Consider the following 21,848-nt stretch of genomic DNA (forward strand, 5'->3'; position numbering starts at 1 on the left):
GAGCATCGACCCTGACGCCCTCGCGCCCGGCGGCGGCGAACTCGCGCCCTTCAGCGCCGGCAACGGCACCGACAGCGGCACCTCCTGCTCGGCCCCCACGGGCTTCGTGGCGCGGCTCTGGTTCCCGCTCAAGCAGTTCGTCTCGCCCGTGCGCGACCAGGCGAACCGCGGGACCTGTTGGGCGTTCACGGCGATCGGCGCCATCGAGAGCCGCGAGCGCGTCCAGAACGCCAACCCCGTCAACCTCTCCGAGCAGTTCCTCGTCAACAAGGTCAAGAACGACTGGGCCGAGAGCGACTATTCGGACGGCTACAGCTCGCTCAACGCCATCAACCTCGCCACGCAGCACGGCCAGGTAATGCCGTCGGAGAGCGTCTGGACGTACAACACGGCGCCGAACCGGGCCGACTCGAGGGACGGGAAGGCGGAGTACTACCGAGGCACGTGCGACCCGTACGGCACCACGGGCGGCGGCTGGTGCTCCGAGACGGCGCACGAGAGCCCCGCCTACTGCACCACGGTCCTGATCTTCACCTACTGCGGCTACAAGACCATGACGTTCAGCGGTTCGGGCGTGTCGGCCGGCAAGGCCGTGCAGGTATGGTCGTCCGGGCAGACGTTCAACCTCAACAACTACCGCAACCTCCTAGCGCAGGGGCACGTGCTCATGGCGAGCTTCCCCGTCTACGAGGGGTTCATGTCGGCACCCGCCGGGGTCGTGTCCGACTACGACAAGAAGTACATCGACGACAAGGGCGACCTCGTCGACGGCTCCTACGGCGGCCACGCCGTGCAGATTGTGGCGTTCTTCAGCAACGCCGACCTCTCGACGCCGTCCTACACGTACGCCATCGGCGGGGGCGGCTACTTCGTCGTCAAGAACTCATGGGGCTGCGGGGCGGGCGACGGCGGCTACTACTACGTGCCGGCCGACTACGTCAGCAGCCGCTTCAACGCCCTCTACACGCTGGACTTCGACTCCAAGCGCAGCGCCGCGTGGACGAAGGAGCAGGCGAACCCAGGCAGCACCGAGGCGCCTGCAGTCACCATCAGGAACGCCCATCCCACGGTCGACCTGCGCGTCGGAACGGACCTGGCCGGCTTCTTCGGCGTGACGCACTCCGTCGCGAGCTCCGTGAACCTGACGGTGCGCTCCAGCGTGGACGGCCTGCTCTTCGACGGCGCGTGGAACACTGCGCCGTTCACCTTCCCCGCGTCGCTCGTGCGCACCTTCACGAGCACGGGTCAGCGCACGATCACGGTGCGCGCCAGCTACGCGGGCAACGTCAGCGAGAAGACGTTCGTCGCGAACGTCGTCAACTCGGCGCCTTCGCTCGCCATCTCGGGAGCAGGCACCGCGTACGTCGCCGAGGCCTACGCGATATCGGCGACCGTGTCGGACGTCAACGACGCCGGCACCGCCGCCCTATGCGCCCGCACGACCTGGAGCGTCACCTCACCGGACGTGCTGAGCACGACGACGGGCTGCCAGGTGTCCGTCACGTTCGGGACGACCGGCACCAGGACCGTGACGGCCACGACGCGCGACGCCGAAGGGCTCGGCACGACGAGGTCCCTGACGTTGAACGTGCAACCGACGCCGGTCAACCCGTACCCGCGGGTCACGGCCTACGGCGTGCACGCGCGCCGGTTCACACCGGTCGGTCAGGTCACCCTCTGCCTCAACAACAGCGTGAGCTCCGGGAGCACGATCGACTTCCGCGAAGACGGCTGCAACTTCGTCGGCGAGACCGGCACGCACAAGCGCTACTCCGCCTACGTGGAGGTGGAGAACCCGGACAACGAGACGCTCACGTACGACTGGCGCGTCTACGTCACCTACAGCGGCTCGGAGCACCTCCTCAACTACATCTCCGCCTCCCCGGACAGCACGTTCGTGCCCTACTCGCCAGGCAACGCCCTCGAAGGCACCGAGCCGTGCCGGATCACGGTGACGGTCCACACTCCCGACCCGGCCCGCGACAAGTCCCTGACGGTGTGGTCGGGCAGCTGCACCTACTACACCACGCGTATCAACTGAGGCGCCGGCCCGGGCGCGGCGCCCGGGAGCGCCGCACCCGGGAACGCCCGAGGCGAGCGACACGCTCTCGAGGGTGAGCAGCCCGACCGCCACGCGATGAGCCGGTGGACCGCGCTACACGACGCGGTCCACCGGCCCGTTCTGCTAAGCTCCACGAGCCGCGCGCGGACTCCGCCCGCGCGGCCCCCCACGCCTAGCGGAAGGCCAGACCAGGTAGATGCGCGACTCGCACTGACGACGAGGACCAGCTGATCGAGTTCTTCGACTCCTGACAGGAGGTCAGTGTGAGTATCGCTTTACGCGCCGTGGCCAAGGGCTACGGCGGCATCGCCGTCTTGGAAGACGTCTCCCTCAAGGTCGGGCGCGGCGACAAGGTCGCGCTCATCGGCCCCAACGGCGGCGGCAAGTCGACGCTACTGAGGATAGCCGCCGGGCTCGAGCGGCCGGACGCCGGCAGCGTCGTGGTCGAGGGCCGCGTGGCCTACCTCGAGCAGGCCGCGACGGCGCCGACCGACCGCTCCGGTGGTCAGGCCAGGAAGGCGCAGCTCGCCGAGCGGCTCCTCGCCGATGCCGACGTCTACTTGCTCGACGAGCCTACCAACCACCTCGACGCCGCCGGGCTCGCCTGGTTGGAGCGCTGGGTGCGTTCCAGCCCGGCCACCATGCTGATCGTCTCGCACGACCGCGCGTTCCTGGACGCCACGGTGAGCGCCGTGGCCGAGCTCGAGAGGGGCGAGCTCACCGTCTGGCCCGGCGCGTACACGGAGGCGCTGGCCACGAAGGCCACCGCGCGCGCCGCGCAGCTAAGGCAGCACGACGCCCAGGCGCGCACGAAGCGGCGCCTGGAGCAGGAAGCCGCCAAGCTCGCCTCCAAGGGCAGGAGCGCCGACAAGTTCGACGCGAAGCGCGCGGGCAACCAGGCGCTCATCCTCGCGAAGGCGAAGGCCGAGAACGTGTCGCGAACGCTCGCGCGGCGCGCCAAGGCGCTGCAGGAGCGCGCCGAGAAGCTGGAGCCCGTGAGGAAGCCCTTCGAGGACGACGGCCTGCCGGAGATCCCGCTGCCGGAGACCCCGCTCGGGCCGACGGACGTGGTCAGGTTCGCCGGCTTCGGCATGGAGCGCGGGGGCAAGCCGCTGGTCGGGGGACTCGACCTCGTGCTGCGCCGCGGCGAGAAGCTGGCGCTCGTCGGCCCGAACGGGAGCGGCAAGAGCAGCCTGCTCGCGACGGTGACGGGGGAGCTGGCCCCCACGACGGGCACCGTCTCCGTCGGGGTGACGCCCTTCGTCCTGGGCCAGCACGGCACGGAGCTCGACGCCTTCCTCACCGTGGAGGAGGCGCTACGCGACGCGCAGGGCGCGCTCCGGCGCCAGGACCTCCACTACCTGCTCGCGCGCATGGGACTGCCTACCGACCCGTCCGCGCCGGTCGCCACCCTCTCGGGTGGGCAACGCACGCGCCTCGCCCTCGCGCGCCTGAGCGTGACCCGTTCGCCGCTGCTCGTGCTCGACGAGCCCACCAACCACCTGGACGTGCGCATGGTCGAGGCGCTGGAGCGCCTGCTAGTCGCGTACCCCGGCGCCGTGCTCCTGGCGTCGCACGACCGGCGCCTGGTGGGGGCGGTGGCGGAGCGCGCCTTGCGGCTCGACGGCGAGGGGGGAGCGTGGCGGGTGGAGGCGGCGGACGGTTAGGCGCTCGGACCGAGCCGCCTACGACCCAGCCCCCAGCCCCGCTCTGAGCCGCTCCAACTCGCGGGCGTCCAGCCGCTCGCCGACCTCCGCCAGCCGTCGCTGCGCCCGCGCCAGCGCGGCGGCGGCGCCGGACGGGTCGCCCGCCCGCTCGCGCGCCTCCACCTCCAGGGCGGCGAGGCGCGGCTCGAAGGGGGCTACGTCCTGCAAGTACTGGGCCACGCGCGCGGCGTCGGTGGGCCGGAACCCGACCGCACGCCCGGCCACGCGGGCGGCGACCTCGGTGAGGCGCGCGGCCACGCCGTCCTCGCGCGCCTCCGGCACGTCCTTCAGGAACGGCCCGCGCCATGCCGCCAGCGCCTCTGTCGCACCGGCGTCGGCGGCCACCGCGCGCCCCGCGGCCACGCCTCCCTCGGCGCCTCGGCTCCCGGTGTCTTCGGCCACCTCCAGGAACCGTTCGGCATCCGAGCCCACGCCCGCGCCGAGGGCGTAGCCCCCGGGAGTGCGGGTCACGACCCGCGTGCCGTACTTGCGCCGCACCTGGTGCACGAGCTGCTTGAGGGCACGCACGGCGTCCGGCTCCGGGATGCTCGGGTAGAGGGCCTCTATGAGGTCGAGGTCGGTCACCTCGGACCTGCCGTCCATGCGCGCTTGCAGCAGGCAGGCGAGCAGCAGGCGGCGCTGTTCGCCCTTCACGGCCTCGGCGCCGCCGATCGGCCCAAGCCGCATGTCGCCCAGCACCTCCAACCGCAACTCGGCGCCCTCCGCCGCTCCCGGACCGGTCACCCCGCCCGCGCTCTGCGCGTGGAAGCCGTGCCCCGTGACTCCCTGCCCGGCGGTCGCCGACCCCATCGGCGCCGGTTCGTCCGCGGTCGAGCCGCTACCGAGGAGGCCGGGGAACGCGCGCCCGACGAGCACCCGGCCGACGCCGAGTCCGTTACCGTCGAACCATGCCAGCGCGGCGGCGGCGGCGGCCGCATCGCCTTCGGCGGCGGCGAGGTCGACGGCGACCTTGTTGGCTTCCAGCGCCAGGCCGCCACCGCGCGCGACCACGAGGGCGGCGCGCAGCTCGGTGGCCGCGGCCGCGGCGTCGCCGGCGGCCGCGAGGGCCAGCCCCTTGGCCCAGCGGGCACGGCACTCGTCGATGAGCGAGGCGCCCGTCTCCGGACCGAGGGCCGTCATCTCCTCGGCCAGCGCCAAGGCCTTGGCGCCGTCGCCCATACGGGCGCTGGCCGCGGCCGCGTCGAAGAGGATCTCGCGCACGACGCGCGGGCCGCTCGTCTCGCGGGCGAGCTGTAGGGACCGCTCGGCGTAGTGCCAGGCCAGGAGCGGCTCACCCCGCGCCAGGTGCAGCACCGACGTCATGGAGAGCGTGTTGACGAGGAAGCGCGACGGGCCGTACAGCTCCTGCGTCTCGAGCGCCTCCTCCAGCAGGTCCTCGGCCTCGGCGAAGCGGGCCTGGTCGATGCGCAGCTCCGCGAGCGCCGCCTGTGCGAACGCGTACGAGCGGCCATCGAGGGTCTCGCTCCTCAGCCGCAGGCACTCCTCCAGGCTGGCGTTCATCTCCTGGAAGCGGGAGAGCTGCTTGAGGAACGCGGCGCGGTTGAGCAGGGCGGTGCTGAGGAGCCGCGGTCGGTCCATGCCCCTCAGCAGTCCGACCGCCTCGCCGACGATCGCCTCGCTCGCCTCGAAGTCGCCCCGATGGTAGGCCACGAGGGCCCGCAGCGAGATGAACTCGCAGCGCAGCTCGTCGCTCAGGTCGCCACTGGCGCCGCGCGCCAGCAGCTCCTCGGCGAGACCCATGTCGCCGGTGGCCAACGCCGAGGCCGCCGCCGCGCGCAGCAGCTCGAAGCCGGGGCTCTCGTTCAGACGCGGGTTGGTCCTCCAGACCTCTAGCGCGGACCGGTGGTCGCCGGCGGCGTTGAAGCTCGTGACGAGCAGGTCCGCGACGTCCCGCGCCGGCGTGCCGGCCGCCGCCAGCCCGGCAGCCAGGTCGCGCACGGCGTCCAGCCTCCCCTGGCGCGCCAGCGCGTGGGCGTGCGCCCGCACCATGCGCGGCTCGGCGCCGGGACCACTCGCCGCTTGCTCCAGGAGCGAGAAGGCGGCCGGCAGGTCGAAGTCGATCAGCAGCGTGGCCGCCTCGTACGCCAGCCGGGCCCGCACCTCGCCCTGCGCGTACTGCGCCGCGCGCGCCAGGAGCCTCGCCCTGTCAGCCTTGTACGGAGCTACGGCCGCGGCGGCCAGCAGCAGGTCGAGCGCCTGACCGGCCGGCAGGTCAGCTGCCTCGACGAAGTGCGCCGCGGCGACGGGGTCGGAACCGAGGCTGGCCACGGCCCGCGCCGCCATGTCCTTGCGGCGGCCGGCAGGCAGGGTCGCCACCGTGAGCTCGCGCACGAGCCCATGCGAGAAGTCGCCGCGCCTCAGGAGCCCCAGCCGATGCAGGCGGGCGGACTGCACCGTCAGCTCGGCGTCCGTCAGGCCGGCGACCTCGCCCCAGAGGCGCATGTCCGGCTCGCCGACCGGCAGCAGCGCCCGCGCCTCGACGGCCGCGGCAGCCGCGGGCGAGTCGCCCTTGGCGTGCGCCACCACATGCTCGATGACGGCCTCGACGCGCGCCGGCCGCACGCCCGCCGGCGGCTCGCGCCAGTTCCACCGCCGCCCGTCGCTCCAGAGGAAGCCGCCGCGCGCCAGCTGCCGCTGGTACTCGAGGGTGAAGAGGGGGTTGCCGCCGGCGCGCGCGTACACCCACTCCGCGGCGGCGGTCGGGACCGGGCCACCGAGCGTGGCTCCAAGGAGCGCGGACGCGGCGTCCTCCCCGAGCGGCTCGAGCCACAGCTCGTCGAACGGCTCGCCGTGGAACTGCCTGCTGGCCACCAGCAGGCCGACGCCCGGGCTGCGCCTGCAAGCGCCGGCCAGCACGTGGAGCATGGCGGCGAGCTCCGGCGGCGCCTCGTGCAGGTCGTCGACGTGCAAGACGAAGGGGGCGCTGCGCTGCAGCGCGGCCGAGACGGCACCGACGAGGGCCGCCTGCTCGACCGCCTCGCCGCCCGCGGCGCGCTCCAGGCCGAGCCGGGCCCACGCCGGCAGGGCGTCCGGGCGAGGCAGCTCCCGCACCAACCGCGCGAGGCCGACGTTGGCCGGGAGGCTGAGGTAGCGGCAGCCGACGCTGCCAAGGGCTTGGGCAGCCAACGTGGTCTTGCCGATGCCGGGCGGCCCGGCCAAGGCCACGGCCGCGCCCTTCCGGCGGGAGACGAGCGGCCGCAGGCGCGCCAGGAGCTGCTCCAAGCGGTCGTCGGCGGGGCTGGCGGCGTGGTGGTTCGAGCGGTGATCCGGCAAAGGGTCGTCCTTCGGGGCTCTGCGTACGACCCCCGGGCCCCTCACATGATAGGCCGCCGCCCACCGGGCGTCAGTGCCGCTGCGGTTCGCGCCCCTCGTGGGCGAAGAGCCGGCCCCCGCAAGCGGAGCAGTACTCGCCGAACGGCGAGCCGATGGGGGCTCCGCAGCTCGGGCACGCCCGCAGCAGTTCCGCGCCGTCGTTGGGGCAGTAGTTCTCACCGGCCGAACTCGGGGTGGCGCGGGCGCAGACAGGGCAGATCCGGTACGAGACCGCCGGCTCCAAGGACGCGCGCGTCTTCGATGACATGCCAAGGATGTTCGCCCGCGCTCGGTTATGCGCCGGTTATACGGGAGGGCGTCGGGGTGTATTACGGCCAAGACGGCAATCGCACTGCGCTAATGCCGGCCCGGCCTTTATGCTGCGGCGAATAACTACATCGGAGGCCTCAAGCATGGATAGTCAGTCGTTCTTCTCCAAGCTCTTCGACATGTCGTTCACGCAGTACGTGACGCCGAGCATCATCCGGATCATCTTCGTGCTCAGCATCGTCATGGCCGGCATCGCGGCCATCGGCGTCTTCACGACGGCCTCCACGACGTTCGGGGGCGCCGGCGTCCTCCTGGGCCTGCTCCTCGCGGTGGTCGGCTTCATCCTTTACGTGGTGTTCGCGCGCATGGGCCTCGAGGTCGTCATAGCGCTGTTTCGCATCGCGGAGAACACCCGGGTCATCGCCGACAACGCGCGCCGGTCGAACGGCAGCGGCGACTGACAGCCGGTTCCACCCCGTCGTAACGAAGAAGCCGCCGGCCCCCTCTCGAGGGCCGGCGGCTTCTTCTTGCGCCCGCTAGGGCGTCAGATCTGCCTCACTCCTGCGCGGGCGGGGTGAGCAGGTTGGCGTAGATGCGGTAGGCGCCCGGCACGTTGTTCTCGATCTCCGTGTGGAGGACGAGGCTCGTGTAGGTGTAGCGGCCCTTGCCGTAGTCGGTCGTGAGCATGGAGCCGAGGAAGGGCAGCTCGTCCCACGTGTCCGGCCACTGCCTGTCGGTGACGCTGAAGAGCGGGGTGAAGTGCTCGTCCCACTCCTGCGCGAAGTACAGGCCGCGCTCCTTCACCCAGTTGTCGAAGTCGGCCTGGGTGAGGACGTTCGGGGTGGTCATGATCGGGTTCTCGGGCTCGAGGAACTCGACCTCGCCGTCGGCGGCCGTGACGCGCGAGAGGAGCGACACGCGGCCGAGCTCGATCTCGTACGGCGGCACGGACTCCGGGTCCCAGGCGTCGGCGGGGCGGTGGTACTGGACGAGCAGGTTGCCGCCGTCCTCGACCCACTGCAGGAGGCGCTGGTTAGCGGCGAACAGGTCGGGGCGGGCGCGGTACGCGTAGATGCCGACCGCGATGGAGTCGTACTTGCTGAGGTCGCCGGTGGTGAGGTCGTCCTCGGTGAGGAGATCGACGTTCATGCCGATCTGGCGGAGGCCTTCGTACACGCGGTCGGAGCCACCGTCGACGTAGCCGATGCGCAGGTTCGGATCGAAGGCGACCTCGAGGGCCTGGACGTTGGCGGAGGCGGAGCTCACGAGGTACGTCTTGCCGGTGTGCTCGTAGCTGATGACGCGGGTGTAGTCAGTGCTGGAGGCGTCGCCTTCCGCGCGGACGGCGAAGTCGTAGGCGCCTTCCACGACGCCCTCGCCCGGGATCAGGGTGAAGCTGGCGCCACGGGCGTCGCCCTTGCGGTCGAAGCTCAAGGCAACGGAGGCGGGCTCGACGGTCCAGCCTGCCGGGGCGTCGACAGTGAGGACCGTCTGGGCGGGGCCGTTCACGTAGTTCGTGGCGGCCACGTTCATGACGAGCTCGGAGGGGCTGAGGAAGTTGTAGACGAGGTTCTCGGGGGTGACGCGGAGGGAGATGTCGGGCAGCACGCCGATGATCGCGCGCGCGTCCACCGTGACCGAGACGGGCACGCCGTCGACCTCGTAGGAGACGACGCCGTAGACGTCGCCCGAGGCGCGGAACGGGTTCACGTTGCGGCGGTAGGGGTTGTAGTACGGGGCGTCCGCCGGGACGGTGACGACGAAGGTCTGCTTGGCGGTCTCGCCGTTGGTCAGGTTGGCCGGCTCGACGGCCTCCTTGGGCTCGACGGTCCAGCCTTCCGGGGCGACGACGGCGAACGTGACGTTGTCGGCGTTGACAGCGCCGCCGAGGTAGGCGCTGACGGTCACTTCGGTCGTGCCGCCGCGGGTGAGCTCCGGGTTGGCGGCCACGACGCGCGTGACGAGGGAGAGGGCGCGGCGGCTCGCGACCTGGAGCTCGAGCTCCTTCTGGGCGAGGCGGAAGTCGATGTCGGAGGCCGTGGCGGCGTCCACGTCGCTCGCAGCGAGGGCGGCGCGAGCGGCCCGCACGGTCGCGAGGGCGACGGTCAGCTCACCCTGCACGGCGCCGAAGTCGGGGAACGCGGCGATGGCGCGGTCGATGGCGGCCTGCGCGTCGGTCAGGAGGCCGGCGAGGCCGGCGTCGTCGACCTTGGCGGCCAGGTCGGCCACGGTGTACGGGATGCCGGCGAAGAGCGAGGTGTCGGTCTCCGCGTCCGTCACGAACGACTGGACGAGGTGGAGGTTGGAGTTAGAGGCGCGCTCGTCGGCCCAGCTGCCCATGTCCTGGCTGCGGTGGTAGGCACGCGACTGCTGGCCGAGCTGCTCGTACGTGGCGCCGTAGACCTGGTCGTACCCGCCGGTCGGGATGGAGAGGGTCGTCTCCAGCTCGAAGTCGGCCTGGCCGGAGCCGCGGCCGCTCGGCAGGTAGAACTTGGCGGCCTGCCACGGCTCGAGGCCCAGCTCGAAGTGCTCGGGGTAGGCGTTCGGGTCGGCGGCGAGGGCGAACGCCTGCTCGGCCGCGTAGGCCATGGCGCGGTGGTTGCCGTGCTGGCCGAAGACGTTCTGGAAGTTCGTGAAGATGACGTCAGGGCGGCTCTGGCGGATGGCGCGCACGAGCTTCTCCATCATGACGTCCTCGCCCCAGATCTCGAGGGTCTCGACGGCGGACTTGGAGAAGCGGAAGTCGAAGATGGGGTCGGCGAAGCTCTCGCTGAGGAAGAACAGCTCGACGTTGAACGCCGCGCTGGCCTGTTCCATCTCGCGGCTGCGCAGCACGCCGAGGGCCTGGCGGTACTCGGTGCCGATGGAGTTCTGGCCACCCTCGCCGCGGTTGGCGGTGACGGTGATGCTACGCACGCCGAGGCCCTTGGAGAGGAGCGCGATCTGGCTGGAGCGCTCGTCGTCGGGGTGGGCGCCGACGGTCATGAAGCTGGCGACCGACTTGAGGGGCGTGAGGGCCTCGTAGAGGTCGAGGATGCCGATCTGAGCCTCTTGCTCGAGGACGCGGGCGTCCGTGCGGCTCTGGGCCGACGCGAACGCGACGAGGAGCGCCATGAGCGAGACGACCACCGCGCGCAGAAGGTTGTTGGGCTTCGCTTGCATCAGGTTGTGCCTCCGTGGGTGTTCAACGTGGGTCCAAGGGTCGTGCCCCCGGCCAGTCGCTGCCGAAGTCTCCGCGGGCTCGCGTCGGCTTCGTCGAACCGTGTTCGGTTCCGGGCTGGAGTCGTGGCGTGCGGCCTGTCCTTCGCTCTTGCGAACCGTCACCTCCGCGGCCCTGGTGATGGTCGACGGCGGTCGGGCTAGGCTTCGCCGGCGGCTGGAACTCGCACTATGAAACAGCTTTCGCAATGGGGTTTCTAAATCTCCCTCTGAAAGGGTACGCAGGGTGTGCGGGGATGTCAACACGCCGTCATGGTCAAGTGGTACACAGGCCGGCCGTCCGGCCTGGGGCGGGGGGTGAGCGGCCCGGTCGTAGGTCGAACAACGCCGTTCGCAGCGCTAGGATCGATCAGCCATCCGCGCTCATGGCGGACTGGCGCCATGACTGTTACCATCGACGCCGCCGGCCGGCTCGTCATCCCGAAGACGCTGCGCGACGCGGCCGGGTTGCGCCCCGGCATGCCGTTGCAGGCGCGCCTGAGGGACGGTCGAATCGAGATCGAGCCGGCGCCGACCGCCGTGAGCCTGGTGATGAAGGACGGCATCGGCGTAGCGCGCAGCGCAGGTGCGCCAGGTGAGGACGAACCCGTCCTCCTCGCCTCGGAAGTAGAGACCGTCCGGGCTCGGCTGCGTGATGAGCGCGGGCAGTAACAAGCCGATCGCGCTCGACACGAGCGTCATCCTGGCGGCGCTGATCGAGCGTCACGAGCACCACGACCGCGCGTTCCCAGTCGGCCACGCCGCTAGCGAACGAGGCCGTACCCCGCCCACTCCTTGAGGAGAAGCGCCTCCAGGTCGGCGTCGGAGCGCGCGCGCAGCCACATCCCGCCGTGGCGCACGAAGGCGGCCTCCAGCCCCTCCTGCCACCGCCGCAGGTTCCGCGCGTAGACGGCCAGCGCGGCGGGCGTGAGCGCCACGTTCACCTCCGCCCCCGTCTCCACGTCCTCGAGGGTGAGCGTGCCGCCACCGAGCCCGCCCGTCGCGAGCACGCCCGGGTCCAGCTCCTCGGGCGAGCAGACCTGCACACCGACGACCGCCTGCCGGGCGCCCCGAAGCACACCCAACCCAGCCTCGGGGGCCGCGAAGAGCCAGTCGCTGACGACCAGGCACACTCCTGGGCGCGGCAGGCGCGCCGCGAGCGCCTTGGCGGCGTGGTCGAACTCCACCGCGCCCTCCGCCCGCAGCCCCTCGAGCCACTCGAAGAGCTGTCCGGCCGCGCGCACCCCGCCGCCCCGCGGACCCCAGCGCAGGCCGCGGCCGGTGAAGGCTACGAGCCGCACGCGGTCGCTGCCGGCGAGCGCCACGTACGCGAGCGCCCCGGCCACGCGCCGCGCTAGGACGGACTTCTCCGGCACGCCGCCCCCCATGGACGCACTCATGTCGACCACCACCGTCACGGCCAGCTGCTCCAAGAGGTCACCCTCCCGCACGAACAGCTCGCCGGACCGGGCCTCCAGATGCGGGTCGACGCGCCTGAGGTCGTCGCCCGGTTGGTAGGCGCGGTACTCGGCGAACTCGAGGCCGGGCCCGAGCGTGCTCGAGCGGTGCTCGCCCACCCCGCCGAACGTGCCGGCGCGCGGCACGTTCAGGCGGCGGCGCGCCAGGCGCTGCAGGAGGCTCGGCGGGGGCGCGACGTCCACCACGCTCAGCCGCACGTCCGCGCGCGGCTCCGGTCGCTCGCCTCCGCTCACGCGCTCACGCCCGCCCACTCACGCGCCCGCGCTGGCCTCGAAGACCTGCCGGAGCAGCCGCTCGGCGTCCACGCCCGGATCGGCCTCCCCCTCGAAGTTGAGCTGGAAGCGGTGCCGCAACGTGGGCGCCAACACGGCGCGCAGGTCGTCGAACGCCACGTTGTAACGCCCGCGCAACAGGGCGTTCGCCTTGGCAGCGAGCAGGAGCGACTGCCCGCCCCTCGGGCTCACGCCGAAGCGCACGTACCGCCGCACGTCGGGGCTCGACGCCTCGCGCTCGGGGTGCGTGGCGAGCAGGAACCGCGCGACGCCGCGCCTCACGTGAGCGGCGACGGGCACCTCGCGAACGAGGCGTTGCAGGTCGAGGATCGTGTCGGGCGTCGCCACCTGCTCGGGGGTGGGCAGGCCGGCGCCGGTCGTCTGCTCGAGGATGGCGTCCAGGACGTCCTCGCTCGGCAGCGGCAGGACGATCTTGAGGAGGAAGCGGTCGAGCTGCGCCTCCGGCAGGATGTAGGTCCCCTCGAGCTCGATCGGGTTCTGCGTCGCCAGCACGAAGAACGGGCGCGGTAGCGGCCAGGTGCGGCCGGCGGCCGTGACCGTGTTCTCCTGCATCGCCTCGAGGAGCGCCGACTGCGTCTTGGGCGTGGCGCGGTTGATCTCGTCGGCCAGGAGGAGCTGCGTGAATATCGGCCCATGCTGGAACTCCAGCCGCCCGCCTCCTCGCTCGTCGCGCACGAGGATCATCGTGCCCGTCACGTCCGCCGGCATGAGGTCGGGCGTGAACTGCACGCGCGCGAACTGCAGCCCGGCGGCAACGGACACCGTGCGCACGAGGAGCGTCTTGCCGAGCCCTGGCGCGCTTTCCAGCAGCACGTGCCCGCCGGAGACGAGGCCGATCAGGAGCTGGTCGACGACCTCGTCCTGCCCGAGGACGACGCGGCCGATCTCCCGGCGCAGGCGCTGCAGGCCGCTTAGCGCGCGCTCCAGCGCGGCGGCGTCGGTGGGGGCGGTACCGGCAAGTGGGGCGCCGGTGGACGGGGCGGTGGTCCGGCCCGCGGTGGTCGCGGCCGGGCCGTCTGGCTCGCCGCCGGATCGTGTCGGGGTCGTCGCTTCGGCTTCTGGCATGGGCATCAGTCCTTCCGGGGCGCGACCGGAGCGCGCGGTTTGGCGACGCGCAGCAGGTCGGGGGCGTAGCGCCACGTGAGTTCGAGGAGGAGCGCGAGGAGGGCGGCGCCGAGCGCCAGCGGCCACACGGGCGAGCGCGGCCAGTACCAGCCGACGGGCGCCAGGGCGTCCGCCAGGTCCGCGAGCGCGTGGCCACCCGTCGCGGTCGCCGCGGCCACGAGCCGCTCCGGGGCAGCGCGACCGGCGTCGAGGACGGCCAGGTAAGGCACCTCGAGCGTAAGCGTGGCGCCGCCGGCCGTCACGCGGTACGTGCCCGTCTCGTCCAGTAAGAGCTCGGAGGCGTAGCCGCCTGCCGCCGGCCGCGCGCTCAGGTCGGCGGACCGGCCGCCCGGCAGCTCGACGACCGCATCCGCCGCCGCCGACACCACGCGCAGGAGGTCGCCGTCGCGCACGAGGCGCACGGCGGCGGCGCTCGGGGTCCTGGCGAGCTGCCTGACCAGGTGCGCCCACAGCGTGGGGTAGGCCGGGTCGCTCAGCCACTCCCGCGTCCACGGTCCGGCGGCGTGGGCCGTGAAGGCGACCACCTCGCCGGCGCCGTAGTGCCAGCTAGCGAGGAGGGGCTGGACCTCTCCCTGCTCGTCCGTGATGGAGAGGTGCAGCCTGGCCTCCGGCTTGACGCTCGTCGGCACGTACCCGCCGACCGCCGGGAGCGCGTCCGGCCAGGCGCGCAGGAAGCGCGGGCGCTGGCCTTGCCAGGTCGGGGTGGAGTCGCGCTCGTCGGTGAGCTCGCCCGACTGCAGGAGGACCTCGTGGGCCATGATGCCCGGCAGCGCCGAGAAGTCCGCGCTGGAGTGGAACGTGCCGCCCCCCAGGCGGGCGACCTCGCGGAGCTGCTCCGCGTCCGCCTCGGGCCCGATGGCGATGGTAGACACGGTCACGTTCGCTTCCCGCAGGAGCGCGAGGATGCCGGGGAAGTCACCCGGCTGCGACAGGCCATCGCTCATGACGATCACGTGCGCGGCGGCGGCGCCCGCGCCGGACAGCTGCTCGTAGGCCGCCGCCAGAGCCGGGTACAGGTTCGTGCCGCCCCGCGGGTCGAGCTCGAGCACGGCGGCGCGGAACGCCTCGCCCGCCGCCGCCGGACCGAGCGGCACGAGCGTGCGCGCGGTGGAGTCGAACGCGATCAGGGTGCTCCTCGCCCCTTCCGGCAGCAGCTCGTGCGCGCTCAAGGTGGCCACCTTGGCGATGTCGAGCCGCACGGCGTCGCCCGCGTACTGACGCATGCTGTTGGAGCGGTCGAGGACGAACGCGATGGCCAGCTCGGGCGCCTCGCGCGGCACGAGGCTGGACGTGGGCGAGAGGCGCTCGAGGGGCGTCTCGTAGTAGCCGCCCGGGCCGAACGCGCTCTCGCCGCCGAGCATCAGGAGGGGCAAGCCGAGGTCGAACACCGCCGCCTCGAGGGCGAGCTGCTGCCCGCTCGTGAGGGCGATCGCGGGCACGTTCATGAGCGCCGCGGCGCTGAAAGCCGCCAGAGCGCCGGGGCTCGCCGGCAGCTCCCCCGGGGCGCTCGACACGACCTCCACCCCCTGCGCCTCGAGGGCGGCCGCGAAGACGCGCAGCCAGGCGTCGTCCTCGCCGACGAGGAGTACCCGCGGGGCGCGAGCCACGCTCACGTTCGCGACGCCCACGTCGTTGCGACCCTCGCCGTCGCCCGGCAGCGCCACGACGACCGCGTAGCGCTCGTCGCCGGGCTCGAGCGCCACGACCTCGACCGCCACCAGGTTGTCGCCCGCTCCCAGCACGACCTCGCGCTCGTCGAGCGCCTCGCCTCCACGGTAGGTCGTCACGCCCGCCGCCGCCGCGCTGCTCACGTGGACCACGGCCTGCAGCTCGAAGCGGTCGCCGAGCATGACGGCCGCGGGCGCGACGACGCGGCGGAGCACGGCGTCGGGGGCGGCAGAGGCCCCCGCGGCACCGTCAGTAGCGCCATCAGCGGCGCCTGCGGGGCCGTCGCGACCGACGTCCACCCGCGCGTCGAGCGTGAGGCCGCGCGCCTCTATGCGCGCGGCGGCGCGGGTGAGATCGCCGCGGGTCTCGAGCCCGTCGCCGGCAATCAGGAGGCGCGCGGGCATGCCGGGCGGGGCCGCCGCGGACGCCATGTCGAGGTCCTGCTCGAGGTCGGACCTCGTCGGTTCGGCCGGGGGCTCCAACGCCAGCTCCGCTGAGGGCTCCAGCGCCTGCCGCGGTCCCGTGACCACGAGCAGGCCGCCGCGGGTGGGCAGGGGGAGGCGCGCGTCTGTCATGGCGAGCGCCACGAGGGCGAGCACCAGGAGACGGGGGGCGAGGGCACCGAGCCGCGCCAGCCGGCGCGCCGCCAGCCCCTCACGGTCGCCGGCCCGTGCCGACGACCGCCACCAGACGACCGCCTCCGCCACAAGGACGACGAACAGCGCGGCCACCAGGATCCGGCGCAGCGGGACCTGGGATGGAGGGGCCCGACCAGGCGCCGCGCTCCCGTCCGCACCGGCCAAGGCCGGTAGGCGATCGGCGAGCGCGGCGACGGCGAGGGGCCGCGCGGCGCCGCGCGCGTCCATGAGCCGGTAGCTGCCGGCCATGGCGGGCACGAAGTCGGCGCTCGCCAGGCGCTCGGAACCGTAGAGGGTCGTGCCGAGCGGCACGCCGTGACCTCGCGGATCGGTCACGGCGAGCGTCCCGGCCGGCAGGGCGCACGCCGAGCCGACGAGGCACGGCCGCTCCACCAGGCGCCCGGCGTTAGGCTCGACGAGCTCCAGCAGACCGCGCACGAAGAGGGGGAAGCCGTCGGCCTCCGGCCAGTCGCTCGCGCTCAGGTCGAACGCGGTGCGAAGCTCCAGCCCGCTCTCGCCCCGCCGCAGCTGGAGCAGGGGTCCGTGAGAGCCGGCCACGAGCACAGTGGCGCCCGGCAGGGCCTGCGAGCCCCACACCGCGCCGAACGACGTGGCGCGCCAGTCGGTCGCCGCCACGAACGGCTCCTCGACCCACGGTCCAGCTATCACGTCGCCCGGCGCCGGACCGCTCACACGCTCCGGCGCCGGCTCCGACTCCGTGCGCGCGGACGCGAGCCACCACGTGCTGGTCCGCGGCACCGCCGGCACGACGACGCGGTCGAGGACCACGAGGTCGAACTCCGCAGCGTCTCGCGGCAGGCCCGCCGTGACAGGCAGCTCCTCGAGCTCGACGTATGCCAGGGCGCGCAGCGCCCTCGAGAGCGCGGCGTTGCCCGGCCCGAGGTAGAGGACCCGCACGGCCACCGGCCGAGCGTGAGCCACGAACGCGGCCACGCTCGCGCCCACCGAGAGTTGTAAGGTCCCCACCGTGGCTTCGGGGCCGAGGCCGAGGTCGGTGGGGAGGTCGAGGAGGAGGTCGAACGCGCCGCGGAGCTCGCCCGCGGTTCCCGGCTCCAGCGCCACGGCCACCGTGCCGACCCGCCCGAGGGCGCCCTGGCCCGCCGACCACGCCAGCTCAAGCGCGGTCGCAGCGGCGGCCCCGCCGGCGTCGGCCGCGCCTACGTCGACCGCCCCGGCATCGACCGCGCCGGACCCGTCGGCCCGCCCGACGACCTCGCCCGCGACGCGCCACTGGCCGGGCGCGGCGCCGGGCGTGAGCGAGGCCGAGGCGAGCGCCGCCGACGGACCGCCCGGAACCGGCAGAACCTCCGCGTCGGGCAGGACCGCCAGCGCCTCGGCCGCGCCCGCGACCGTCGGGCCGACCAGGACGACGCGCACGGCGCCGGACCCGACGCCGGACCCGACACCAGGCCCGACACCGACAGCCATCTCGTTGGCCACCTCGCCCGAGGCCCCAGCCCCGGCGCTCGTAAGCGTGAGCCCCTCGCCCGTCACGATGCGCCGGGCCAGCAGCGCGGCCTCGCGCCAGTCGGCGGTGCCGCCGCCGCTGACGAGGCCGGGGCCGAGGTCCGCCAACGACGTGCGCGAGGCCGGCCACCGCACCGCCAGCGGCGTCGGGCGCCCGGTGACGAGGACCAGCGACCAGACCGCACGCTCGCTAGCTCCGGTCGCCACGACCAGGCGCCGCACCTGTTCGAGCGAGGCGGCGAAGCGCGCCTGGTCCTGCGTGGCGCCGGCGTCGAGCAGCACGACGAGGTGGTCCGCGCCGGCGACCCCGAGCGCCGGCCTGGTCAGCGCGGCGGTCGCCAGCACGAGCGCTACGAGCTGTAAGACGAGCGCGGCGGTGAGCGGCGGTGGTCGCAAGGCGTGGCTGGGCCGCGGCGTGGCGGCCACGCCCTCCCACAGGAGCAGGCTCGACACGATCACGCGCTTCTTGCGCCGCATGTGTAGGAGCACGATCGGCCCGGCGAGCAGCAGGAGCGCGAACCAGGCCGGGGCGAGGAAGGTCACTGGCCCACGGCCCCCGCGAGCGAGCGGTAGCGGCGCAGGAGGTCGAGGTCGTCGGGGTAGGACGGGGGGCGCGACACGCGCGGCTCGTCAGCGGCGACGAACTCGACCCACGCGGCGGTCCGGTCGAGGCCGGCCAGGTCGGGCGCGTCGGGTAGCCGCTCCACGCGCACGCGCCTCCCGGAGGGGTCGGTCACGTCGGGGATGTCCAGCTCGCTCGTGCGTTGGGGCGCGCCGGGCAACCCCTCTCCCCCACCGCCCTCGTAGCCGGCAGTGGCGTCGCCGGCGACGGCAGCGTCCGCGAGGGCGACCGGCTCACCACCGCCACCTCCCGGGGCTGCGGCAGACTCGCGGCGGCGCGCGTAATCCCGCAGCTCCTGATCGCGGGTGGAGGCGGCGCCGTAGGTGGGGTTCGTGCTCCCGTCGTTGCGGAGCGACGGCGCCGCCGGCTCGGTGCCGACGGGTGGGGCCTGTTGGCGTCCTGCCGCCTCGGCCACGGCCCGCAACGCGTCGCTCACGTCGTCGCGCTGACGCTCGACGGCGTTCGCCGGGGCCGCCGTCGCAGGTAGGCTCGCGACGCCCGTCTGGCGCTCCGCGCCTGTCACCCCCGTGTTTCCTGCCGTTCCGCCGTCTCGGGGGCCGGCGCTCTCGTCTGACCGCGCTTCCCGAGCGCTCGCGCCGGCCTCCCCCGCCACGGTCATGAGCAGGTCGTCGATCCTGACGCGCGCCAGGTCGGCGCCGTGATCAGCGGCGACGCCAGCGGCCGGCTCGCCGCCGATCACCGCATCGACCCCCGGGGCCCCCGAAGGCAGGGGGGCGAGGAGGGCAATCGCGAGCAGCGCCGACCCGGCGAGCAGCGCCGCCCCTTGCCGCCTGGAGAGCCGTGGAGGGGCGAAGCCGCGCAACGTCAGGGCGCTCGCATGGGCGTCAGCGTCCGCGCGCAGTGCCTCGGCGACGGCGTCGCGCCGCTCGCCTAGTTCCAAGCTCGTGCTGAGCCGCTCGGAGAGGCCGAAGTGGCGTTCAACGGCGCGCGCCGCGCCGGCCAGGCCGAGCGTGAGGCGCAGCGCCGCCGCGGCGACGCCGACGGCGACGAGGAGGGCGGCACCGACCGCCGCGGCCACCGTCGGCAGGCCAAGCCACCACCCGTCGGCGGGGAGCGGCAAGACGCCGAGCCTGGTAGCCGCGACCAGACCCGCCCCGACCAGCGCCGCGCCCGCGAGGGCCCAACCGGAGCAGCGGACTAACGCCGTGAGGAACAGGCGCGCTCGCGCCCGCTCTAGCGTGCGGCGCATCAGGTCAGGACCGGCTGGGGCGTGGCCGCCGCGCTCGTGGCGTTGCTCATGGCGTCGAGGCCGACGCCGTGGGCGCGGGACGTCCGGAGAGTCGGGACGGAGCGAAGCACGGCTTATCCTAAGGGCTTTGCAAACCCGTTTGCACAAGGTGTGATCGAGGGCGATACACCGACTGGACGGTCATGGTCGAACCCGCAGCCGCGGTCGCCGGCCACGCTAGGGTTCACGGCCGCTGCCGCCGGGCTCGGTCAGCCGACCTCGGCCGCCCGCCCGCGACGTCGTCGGCTCCCCGACGAGGCCGGCGCGAGGACACTTGACAGCCACCCCCGCCCGGCACATACTCGCCCCGTAGCCCGAAGTGCGCTCTTGCGAGCCCGACGCCATGTCAAGCGCGGCGCCAGAGCGATCAGTGGCGACGGAAGGCGGTGTTACATGGCTCATGACGAAGTCTTCGTGATCGCAAGTCAACGGCGGGGCCGTGAACGCCGCTTGCCGGGCGTGCAGCTGTAGGGCACCGGACCGAACCCCCAACGAGCGAGGGACCTGGCAGCTTGGCTTGCAGAGCTTGGCTTGCAGAGCTTGACCGACGACGCTCGGCCTGCCGCGTGTGACCTGCCACGCTTGGCTCGCGGCGGCCGGCCGCCGGAGTCCGGCTCGAGCCTCCCACCGACGACACCCGTCGCACCCTCGAGGTGCCCGTCCCCACACGGCCCGACCGGGCACCCATCCTCGGAGGAAGAGTTTGTCTCGTAACGACTTGTCAGGGAAGCTGGAGGAGTGGGCCGACGACGCCCAGTCCCACGGTTTCAGGAGCGGCATCACGGAGAGCACGTTCGAACCGGGGCGGCCGAAGCGCGACCGCAGGAAGCCGAGCGCCAAGCGCAGGGCGGCGGACCTGGTGTTGCCTGAGGCCGCCAGGCAAGCCGCGGACACGGAGACGGAGTTCGCGGACGCGGACATGCAGCGGCTCTACGCGCGCGGCTACTTCGACAGGCTGATCGGCCAGGTGAAGGGCGGCAAGGAGGCGACCGTCTACCTGGTTGGCCGCGGCGACGAGCTGTTCGCCGCCAAGGTGTACGCCGACATCGACGCGCGCACGTTCCGCGACGACTCGGCCTACTGGGCCGGGATCACCATCCCGGACGCGCGCATCGCCAGGGCCATGAAGCACCGCACGCGAGCGGGTCAGGCAGCCAGGGCCGCCTTCTGGGTCGGCAGGGAGTACATGTACCTCTGGCAGCTCCATAGGGCGGGGCTGCCCGTACCGCGGCCCGCGGTCGGGCCGGAGGCGACGGCGATCAGCGCGGCCGGCGCGGTCGTGCTCATGCAGTTCATTGGTGAGGGCGACGTGCCGGCGCCGCGCCTCTCGGACGTCCGGTTGGCCGGAGCCGAGGCGGAGTCGGCGTACGCCCAGAGCGCCGCCATCCTCGTCCGCCTCGCGGAGTTCGGCCTCGTGCACGGCGACTTCTCGACCTACAACCTCCTCTGGCACCGGGAGAAGGTCGTCCTGATCGACGTGCCGCAGATGCTGGAGCTCCGCAACGGGCGCACGGCGCATGAGCTGTTGGCGCGTGACGTCAGCTCGCTCGTCACGTCGTTCCGGCGGCTGCGCGTGAACGCGGACGAGGGGGAGTTGCGCAGGGCCGTGCTCGGCGCGGCTAGGGAGGGCTAGGCCCGCGGTCGCGGTAGTTGCCGAGAGCGCCCTGGTAGAGGGCGGGGGCCGAACCGGGTTGGCCCGCGTCCAGCGCCGCCAGCGTGGCGTACATGCTGACGCGCAGCAACGCGGTCCAGAGGCCGCCGCGAGGCGCCCGCCTCCTAGTCCGCGTCGAGGTCTATCGCGTGATGGTCGAGGTTGGCGATGCCACGCTTCCAGTAACCGTCGACCACGACCCGCTCTTTAGACAGCCCGAGCTCGCGGCGGAAGTAGTCGCGGATCGGCCGGAGGGCCCCAGCCTCGCCGGCGGCGAAGACGAACCAGTCGTCGCCGTCGGGCGGGAGCACTTGGCGGACGGCGCGCTCGAGGCCACCAGCCCCGGCGTGATCTCGCAGCACCCACGTGACCTCGACGTCGGGGCGGTCCGTGAGCTTCTGGCGCTCCGCGGCGTCGGCCACCTCCACCACTACCCGCGCGGAGGCCGTCTCCGGCAGCTCCTCGGCGAACCGGCCCATGGCCGGCAGCGCCGACTCGTCGCCGGCCATCAGGTAGAAGGAGTAGTTCTCCGGGAAGACGATGTTGCCGCGGGGGCCCATGACGCCGAGCTGGTCGCCCGGCTTGGCCGCCGCCGCCCAGGCGGAACCGACCCCGCGACCGTGCACGACGAAGTCGATGACCAGCTCCCCCGTCTCCGGCAGCCAGCCCCTCACCGTGTAGTCGCGGAAGACGGGCTCGGCCGCGCCTTCCGGGCTCACCCAGCCCTCCTTCGTCCGCTGCGGCATGACGACCTCGCCGGACGGCTGCGGGAAGAGGACCTTCACGTGGTCCGTCGGGGCGAGGCGCACGTACGGGAAGCCGGCGTCCAGGTCGGGGCCGGCCAGGAAGACGCGCCGGTAGCGCGGGGTGATCTGCTCTACGCGGCTCACTCTCACGACACGCCGGCCGACGTTCTCGATGAAGTTCACCTGCGTCTGCCCGGTGCGGTTCGGACCGGACCAGGTCCGGGGTTGGCGCGTGGTCACGTTTGGTCTCCTATCGGTGGCGCGAGCGATTGTCCGCCATGATCGTCTGGTGGTCGTGGCAACCGCATGCGGTTCGGGCG

The 21,848-nt window shown here is 73.1% G+C and carries 13 protein-coding genes; 5 read left to right on the forward strand and 8 right to left on the reverse strand.

All coding sequences use genetic code 11. From position 1 onward, the window contains the following. Positions 1 to 2,041: C1 family peptidase (locus M9914_02575; GenBank protein ID MCO5173049.1), on the forward strand; the 2,041-nt coding region annotated here is incomplete at its 5' end. Positions 2,042 to 2,325: 284 nt separating this feature from the next. Further along, on the forward strand, positions 2,326 to 3,729 hold the full coding sequence (locus M9914_02580) for an ATP-binding cassette domain-containing protein (GenBank protein ID MCO5173050.1): 1,404 nt from the start codon (positions 2,326 to 2,328) through the stop codon (positions 3,727 to 3,729). 18 nt (positions 3,730 to 3,747) lie between these two features. Here M9914_02580 and M9914_02585 read toward each other — a convergent pair whose 3' ends face one another. Both M9914_02585 and M9914_02590 read right to left on the reverse strand, forming a co-directional pair. Beyond that, a complete protein-coding gene (locus M9914_02585; protein ID MCO5173051.1) occupies positions 3,748 to 7,062 on the reverse strand; it encodes a hypothetical protein in 3,315 nt (1,104 codons plus the stop codon). 70 nt (positions 7,063 to 7,132) lie between these two features. Then, positions 7,133 to 7,369: a hypothetical protein gene (locus M9914_02590; protein ID MCO5173052.1), complete on the reverse strand. Its 237-nt coding sequence runs from the start codon at positions 7,367 to 7,369 to the stop codon at positions 7,133 to 7,135. A 145-nt stretch (positions 7,370 to 7,514) separates the two neighbouring features. Here M9914_02590 and M9914_02595 point away from each other — a divergent pair, with 145 nt between their 5' ends. Continuing rightward, complete coding sequence (locus M9914_02595; protein ID MCO5173053.1) at positions 7,515 to 7,832, forward strand: DUF4282 domain-containing protein; 318 nt, start codon at positions 7,515 to 7,517, stop codon at positions 7,830 to 7,832. Positions 7,833 to 7,926: 94 nt separating this feature from the next. On the opposite strand, the gene M9914_02600 is transcribed toward M9914_02595, so the two are convergent. Then, entirely contained in the window at positions 7,927 to 10,533 is a 2,607-nt protein-coding gene (locus M9914_02600) for a PIG-L family deacetylase (GenBank protein ID MCO5173054.1), read from the reverse strand. Positions 10,534 to 10,971: 438 nt separating this feature from the next. Between M9914_02600 and M9914_02605 the strand changes: the two genes are divergently transcribed. Further along, complete coding sequence (locus M9914_02605) at positions 10,972 to 11,241, forward strand: AbrB/MazE/SpoVT family DNA-binding domain-containing protein (GenBank protein ID MCO5173055.1); 270 nt, start codon at positions 10,972 to 10,974, stop codon at positions 11,239 to 11,241. A 92-nt stretch (positions 11,242 to 11,333) separates the two neighbouring features. Here M9914_02605 and M9914_02610 read toward each other — a convergent pair whose 3' ends face one another. From M9914_02610 to M9914_02625, 4 genes are read right to left on the reverse strand one after another with little or no spacing between them, the layout of a single operon-like run. Further along, entirely contained in the window at positions 11,334 to 12,281 is a 948-nt protein-coding gene (locus M9914_02610) for a DUF58 domain-containing protein (protein ID MCO5173056.1), read from the reverse strand. Positions 12,282 to 12,299: 18 nt separating this feature from the next. Further along, positions 12,300 to 13,406: an AAA family ATPase gene (locus M9914_02615; GenBank protein MCO5173057.1), complete on the reverse strand. Its 1,107-nt coding sequence runs from the start codon at positions 13,404 to 13,406 to the stop codon at positions 12,300 to 12,302. A 5-nt stretch (positions 13,407 to 13,411) separates the two neighbouring features. Then, a complete protein-coding gene (locus M9914_02620) occupies positions 13,412 to 17,803 on the reverse strand; it encodes a VWA domain-containing protein (GenBank protein ID MCO5173058.1) in 4,392 nt (1,463 codons plus the stop codon). Continuing rightward, entirely contained in the window at positions 17,800 to 19,092 is a 1,293-nt protein-coding gene (locus M9914_02625; GenBank protein ID MCO5173059.1) for a hypothetical protein, read from the reverse strand. Before M9914_02625 ends, M9914_02620 begins: the two co-directional genes overlap by 4 nt. 757 nt (positions 19,093 to 19,849) lie before the next feature. Between M9914_02625 and M9914_02630 the strand changes: the two genes are divergently transcribed. Further along, on the forward strand, positions 19,850 to 20,764 hold the full coding sequence (locus tag M9914_02630; GenBank protein MCO5173060.1) for a hypothetical protein: 915 nt from the start codon (positions 19,850 to 19,852) through the stop codon (positions 20,762 to 20,764). A 143-nt stretch (positions 20,765 to 20,907) separates the two neighbouring features. Here M9914_02630 and M9914_02635 read toward each other — a convergent pair whose 3' ends face one another. Then, the gene (locus M9914_02635) at positions 20,908 to 21,768 is read right to left on the reverse strand and encodes a siderophore-interacting protein (GenBank protein MCO5173061.1); all 861 of its coding nucleotides are present in this window, start codon (positions 21,766 to 21,768) and stop codon (positions 20,908 to 20,910) included. Between the last annotated feature and the right edge of the window lie 80 nt (positions 21,769 to 21,848).

It is taken from the genome of Trueperaceae bacterium, assembly GCA_023954415.1.
GTDB lineage: Bacteria > Deinococcota > Deinococci > Deinococcales > Trueperaceae > JAAYYF01.

Excerpts from the sequence above, each read along its gene's own strand:
- M9914_02590 (MCO5173052.1), bottom strand. The coding sequence starts at position 7,369 with ATGTCATCGAAGACGCGCGCGTCCTTGGAGCCGGCGGTCTCGTACCGG.
- M9914_02595 (MCO5173053.1), top strand. The coding sequence starts at position 7,515 with ATGGATAGTCAGTCGTTCTTCTCCAAGCTCTTCGACATGTCGTTCACG.
- M9914_02600 (MCO5173054.1), bottom strand. The coding sequence starts at position 10,533 with ATGCAAGCGAAGCCCAACAACCTTCTGCGCGCGGTGGTCGTCTCGCTC.
- M9914_02605 (MCO5173055.1), top strand. The coding sequence starts at position 10,972 with ATGACTGTTACCATCGACGCCGCCGGCCGGCTCGTCATCCCGAAGACG.
- M9914_02615 (MCO5173057.1), bottom strand. The coding sequence starts at position 13,406 with ATGCCAGAAGCCGAAGCGACGACCCCGACACGATCCGGCGGCGAGCCA.
- M9914_02625 (MCO5173059.1), bottom strand. The coding sequence starts at position 19,092 with ATGCGCCGCACGCTAGAGCGGGCGCGAGCGCGCCTGTTCCTCACGGCG.